Annotated in this window: 1 protein-coding gene and 4 pseudogenes; 1 reads left to right on the top strand and 4 read right to left on the bottom strand. The window is 55.4% G+C overall.

Annotated features, from left to right (window positions below):
* Positions 1 to 418: 418 nt before the first annotated feature.
* From QLG07_RS02335 to QLG07_RS02350, 4 genes and pseudogenes are all read right to left on the bottom strand, one after another.
* A pseudogene (locus QLG07_RS02335) lies at positions 419 to 1050 on the bottom strand (IS481 family transposase); the annotation flags it as partial.
* A 15-nt stretch (positions 1051 to 1065) separates the two neighbouring features.
* A pseudogene (locus QLG07_RS02340) lies at positions 1066 to 1536 on the bottom strand (recombinase family protein); the annotation flags it as partial.
* Between the two features lie 1064 nt (positions 1537 to 2600).
* Positions 2601 to 4526: a DUF3857 domain-containing protein gene (locus QLG07_RS02345; protein WP_282468383.1), complete on the bottom strand. Its 1926-nt coding sequence runs from the start codon at positions 4524 to 4526 to the stop codon at positions 2601 to 2603.
* 122 nt (positions 4527 to 4648) lie between these two features.
* Positions 4649 to 5154: pseudogene (locus tag QLG07_RS02350) on the bottom strand (helix-turn-helix transcriptional regulator).
* Positions 5155 to 5289: 135 nt separating this feature from the next.
* Between QLG07_RS02350 and QLG07_RS02355 the strand changes: the two are divergent.
* Positions 5290 to 5971, top strand: a pseudogene (locus QLG07_RS02355) (IS6 family transposase).
* Positions 5972 to 6074 lie beyond the last annotated feature (103 nt).

The following is a 6074-nucleotide window of genomic DNA, read 5'->3' on the forward strand; positions in this document are numbered from 1 at the left end:
GGATGTGTGATCTGATCCTTCAACTCAGCAAAAGTTCGATTTAATCAACAAAGCCCAAAGCTAACTCTGATTTCTCGATGCTGACCGCGATAAAACACACTCCGTTCTTGATTGGACGAAAACTGGCTCCTTTAGTTATTCCTCTTGCGAAAACGTTACTGGGCATTAAGGCCAAACTTGCTCCGGGAAAAATGATTTCTTTTTAATCGTTATCCTGCCGCATGCTGCGGCAGGGATTTAAAGGAAAGCAATATTGCAGATATTGTTTTTCATAGTTTGTGGCGTAAGCGGGCTTTCTTGAATAAATCGAACTTTTGGCCGTAATTAGGATCAGATCACCACATTCCCGATCCTGTGGCGGTATCACGTGGCAAAACAAACCTTCAAAATCACCAAGTGGGCTGACTACAACAAGGAGCTCGTCAAACAGGCCCCACTGCAGAATAACGGTTTCGCCGGCCATATCCGGTTCCACTTCATAGACGGTGCCGTCGAACGTCACGCGAGCATCACTCCTTACTTTACGAGACTCCGGTTCATGGGTAAAGTGGCGGCACTGCTCCCAGGTACACATGTCCTGCAGCCCCTCTTGCGGCAAATTCGCCACCCAGTCTTCGATGCGGGAGTGCATCTCGCTGCGGTGGCGCTAGTTGTTGTACTGCGTCAAGTAATGCCAGAGCCATTCGTTGGCCTGGTGCTCGGTTTCCGGCTTAAGAGAGTGATAAAGGGTTCATGCGCTTCCTTGACGGTCCGAAATGGCCGCTCAACCTTGCCCTTGGCGCGAGCCGTGGTGCGGGTGCCGTCCTTGCCGGCAGGGGTATGCGTCTGCCAGTCAATATGCAATTCCCGCATCACGTTACTGAATACCCGGCTTTTGGCCACCGGTCCGTTGTCGAGATACAGCATCTTCGAGCGTCCCCGGAGATGGGGTTCAGGAATGGAGGGTTTGGGTCCCATGGCATTAAAAAGAAAACGCAATGCCGATTCGGCATCTTCACCGTAAACGCACCGATACTCCTGGTAGGTGATGTCACTTCGATCGCCCACCACCTGAATTTTGTCCACATAGAGGCGATGCACTTCGGCTGGAACGATAGAAGGTTCGCGGCCGCGGTAGACACCGCGCGCTTACGCCGCCGCGATCCCCTCCAACTGACGTTCACGGCGCAGATTGGTTTCAAATTCGGCAAAAACACCCAGCATATCGAGGAAGGCTTTGCCGGCGGCAGTACGCGTATTGACAGGTCGTTCCGTTGCCTTGAGGGTAACGCCTTACAGGTTTAGGGCAAAAACAATGTCCTGGAGGTCTTTGATGCTACGGGGGAGGTAATCGATCCGCGTGACGGTTAGGGTGTCGCCAGGTCTCAGGAAGTCCAGCAACAGTTGCAATTCGGAACGCCTCTTTCGGCTGGCACAGCTGGCTTTTTCTGCGCGAATAATTTCGCAGCCGGTATCACGCAGGGTTCTGCTCTGATGCCAGCGCTTCTTAAGCGTGGATGTAAGCGCTGCACGCAGAGGTGCTTCGCCCCGCGCCATCATCTTGAAGCAGATTTCGCCCACCATAAAGCTGGGCTCCAGAGTCTCCGGTGTCGTCGTCAAAATTATCATCCTTCATGACCTCTCCCTGCCCTTCACCATTAGTTTATGTACGGATAATAAGCCGGTCCGTGTTTTGAGGTCAATTTCAGCGGTGCCCGGATGCTTTCCAATGCGCATCAGCGCATAAAGGCGACAACCGGTGTTCCCAGTGAAGCTGCGGGTCAGGGTCGCCGTGTACTGACAGGTTTCACCAATCCCAACCACCGTTCTGCGAACGTAGCGCCCCGATGGGGCGAGCTTCACGGTTCCATCGTTCCGACGCTTTGCATGGCCGGAGCACCGTTTTATACTCAGCCCCATGTATGTCCCGCGCCCCGCTAAACTTCTTTTTGCCGTCTATGACGGCTGGAAACGCTACCTCGAACATCAGCCAATGGAACCGTCTCTCCGTTGAGCGCATGCTCGCCTGTGGCACCTGTACCATGGGCGTCGCCGGTACTGCTGCGCCTCGCCGGACTGTACCCACTCCAGCTTCTTCTGCCAGAGCTGCAAGTCAATTGCCTACAGCGCCTGCGGCATGAAATCAATTGATCAGTGGATAAAAACAGATAAAATACCACATATTCATACATATACTGACGAATAACCCCGTCATGAAAGGTATGAGCCGGGGTTAAATTCATGGTCAGTCGCTCTTAAAAGATGCGATTCAATCTCCTAGCCATCGAGGCTTTGCGGCGTATATCCTTCCGGTAGTGGCCAGTTAATGCCGGTGCGTCGTTAAACCGCAGGCTGAGTGCAGTGGTGATCCAGATTCTTCTGGAGTAATGCGTATTTTTGTCCACGGTAGTGTCCATGTTCGCGAAAGTATCCATGGTAGGAAACACGGGCGGAAATAAAAGACGGTCTGGATGAGACGCTTACCTTTGTCGGCTAACGTGAGTTTTCGTTCCACTAAGCGTCAGACCCCATAACCACGTCATTAAAGGGATGTACATGCTGTTGATCATGGTCAGTCGCTATCAAAATAAGCGATTCAATATCCTAACCCGTGCATCGACTTACTTGCCGGTGGCCAATTCGCCGTACACCACCTGGCCGCGGAAACCGCGCCGCACCTGCTGGAACAGTTCGCGGAACGCTGGGTAATCCTGCGCCTGGCACAGCGCTTCCTTACCGCGAATGGCGTTTACCTGCAGGCGGTGATTGACGATCACCTGCTGCCCGTCGCGGTGCCATGTCAAGCGATAGTCCCCCGCCGCATTGCGGAACTGCCTGTCTTGCGGAATGGCGATGATCGGCACGTTGGCCGGCAGTTGCAGGCGATAGGTTTCGTCGTAGCGCTGCGCGCTGCAGTAGAACGGGGTTTCGTTGTCCGGCGCCGCCGTGGTGGTATACAACGTGCGGAACGATTTGCCACCGGGCGGATTGGGCAAGGTCATGCCGCCCACTACGCCGAAATCGACGTAGTCGTCCGCCTTGAAGCGGAAGCGGTAACCGAACTGTTTCTTGAGATCCAGGGGATCGCTGTTCATCGCCACCTCGCCGCTGCCGTCGATGCCTGATTCAGACATGAATGATGCTTCGGCCTGCGCCCGGTTCTGCCGGTTGATCTGCGAGAAGTAGCCCCGCAGATCAATCTCTTCCACTTCGCTTAGCCGACGATCGGTCTCCCCCTGCAGGTTACCGGCCTTGTCGAACACGAAATCGACGCTCAACGCGCTCTTGACCGGTTGCTCGTCGCTGCCCGGCGTGCGTGCCAGTTTGGCATCGCGCGTCAGCAGCACCGGTGCGCCTAGGTCGCCTTCCGGCAGCTGGCCGAACCGCGCCCAAGGGTTGGTGGAGTCCAAGTACAGTTTGAACTCAGGCACGTAGGTTATGACATGATTAAAGCGGCTGAGCAGCGGCACTTTAGGCAGTATCGGGCCTTCGTCCAAGCCGATCAGCACCGGCGAGCTTTCAATGCCCTTGGCGGCGAGCAACGCTTCCAGGATCACCACGTGATCCTTACAGTCGCCGTAGTGGTTATCGAGAATGCTCTGCGCCGAATTCGGCTCCAGCCCGCCGTTGCCCAGATACACCGCCACATAGCGAATGTTTTGCGCCACCCAGCGATAGAGTGCCTCCGCCTGCTCGCGCCGACCGCTGATGCCGGCGGTGATGTTGTCCGCCAGCGCCTGAATGCCCGGCGTTATCTTCGCCGCCGCGCGGGCCTTCAGTTGGTAGGCCTTGGCCAACTGCGGCCAATCGCGGTAGGTGCTGCCCATGATGGTCGGGCTGAAGGTCCAGCTGTCCGCAGCCCAGTTTTGTTCCCTAATCGGCGCGCTGCGCGAATAATGCCAGCGCCAGTGCGCCTGTCCGCCGCGGATCTTTGGCTGGTCACCACCCGCTACGCCGCGGGTGAATATATGCATCGGCAGTTTGGCCGGCACCTGCAGGGTTACTTCGGCGTCGTCGAACTGCTCGAAAACGCTGAACGTTTCCCACAGGCCAAAATAGTCTGGGAAATAAGGCGTGTTTTGCGTGCGGCGCAACTCATACACCACCCGCGAACCCGGCACCAAGTTGGAGAACACGATAACGCGCACTTTGCGGTCGGCATAGAGCGGGGACGTGGCGCTGGAGTAACTCTCCTGAGTGTAGATGCGATCGTGCGCCACGTTGTGGCGCTGGCCGTCGGCGGTCAACGTATAGGCGGCGACCACTTCCAGCGTTTCCATTTTTTCGCTGTAGCTCAGGCGGATCTGACTGAATTTTTCGACCGCCGACTTGGTCTTCAGCAGCACTTCGTAGCTTTCCGTTTTCACGTTGGTGGCGTTGGCATTGACTCGGTAATCCGCGCGATAGCGCACGAAGCTGAAATCATTGTTGGTCGTGTCGTTCTGACCTCGCTCTGCCGCCGCAGGCGTGGCAACCTCCAACACGGCGGCCGGGTGCGTCGCAGTCAAACCGGCGAGTAACACTATGGAAGAAACAGCGATTTTCATCTTCGGTCCTTGAAGGGCAATAAACGACGGCGCAGGGCTACCCGCCCGTACCTGCGTAAAACACGCGGTCACAATAATATAATTGAGAATCATTTTAAATAAACGGACATTCAACGCTTGGGTTAGCCCTGTTCGATCAGCATCACGGCGGTTGTCTCCGGCTCCAGCGCTTCGACTACACGTTCCAGATCGACAGAGTGGCTGATGTAATCGCCTGCCCAAACGCGCGCCCGCTGATGACGATCACATGCTCAACGGTACCGGGGGGGGGCGGCCGGGAGAGTTTCACTTCGCCGGGCTGCACCCGCAGCCGATAAATATCGCGTTGCGCCCCCGGTGGGCAGGTCGCTAACAGCGTGGCGGCACAGTTATCCTGCTCCGACAGCGCCGGCGTTCCCTCATGGGCGCGGACCACTTACACCTGTCTGCTTGGCTGTGAAATCAACCGGCTGACCGGCACGTCGAGCGCCATCGCCCACAGCGTTTCCAGGCAGGGATTGCCGCTGCCGGCTTCGAGCGGCGACAGCGTGGACTTGGCGATGCCCGCGGGTTTCGCCAGTTAGGCCACCGACAGGTTCAGCCGGTCCCGCTCGCGGCGGATCGCCGTCGACAGCAGGAGCTGCACCATTTACTTTTACCTGTCTTCACGCCGTAACACTAAAGCCGCATATGGAGTTTGAGGGCCAACCGTACGAAAACGGGGACTGTTGCAAAGATCTGGCGATGGTAAACTGATACCACTGTTTAGATGAAGGAGCAGCACATGAATCCATTCAAAGGCCGGCATTTTGAGCGTCATATCATCCTGTGGGCCGTCCGCTGGTACTGCAAATATGGCATCAGTTATCGTAAGCTGCAGGAAATGCTGGCTGAGCGAGGAGGGAATTGTCAACGCTACGATTTATCGCTGGGTTCAGCGTTATGCACCTGAAATGGAAAAGCGGTTGCGCTGGTACTGGCTCATGGCATCTCGATGAAACCTACGTGATGGTCAACGAACGCTGGGCTTATCTGTACCGCGCCGTCGACAGCAGGGGCTGCACCATTAACTTTTACTTGTCTTCACGTCGTAATACCAAAGCCGCATATCGGTTTATGGGTAAACTTCTAAACAATACGAAGCGCCGTCAAATTCCACGGTTGATCAACACGGATAAAGCCCCGACGTATGGACGGGAGCTGGCATTGCTGAAGCGGGAAGTAAATGTCCGCAGCATGTGCATCACCGGCAGATAAAGTACCGGAATAATATAATCGAGTGCGATCATGGCAAACTGAAACGGATAATCAACGCCACGCTGGGCTTCAAATTAATGAAGACGGCTTACGCCACAACCAAAGGGATTGAAGTGATACGTGTGCTACGGAAAGGTCAGGCAGAATCACTTTATTTTGGGCATCCCCTGAACGAGATGCGTCTGGTGAGCAGAGTCTTTGAAAGATAAGACCTTTCAATAACACCAGAGGCTAACTCATCAATAAGTTTTCAACAGTGCCCGGGCTTTGTTGAATAAATCAGATTCGGGGCGAGTGTCCCTGTGGCAGGAC

Origin of the sequence: Erwinia sp. V90_4, assembly GCF_029967685.1 — a bacterium.
GTDB classification, from domain to species: Bacteria; Pseudomonadota; Gammaproteobacteria; order Enterobacterales; family Enterobacteriaceae; genus Erwinia; species Erwinia aphidicola.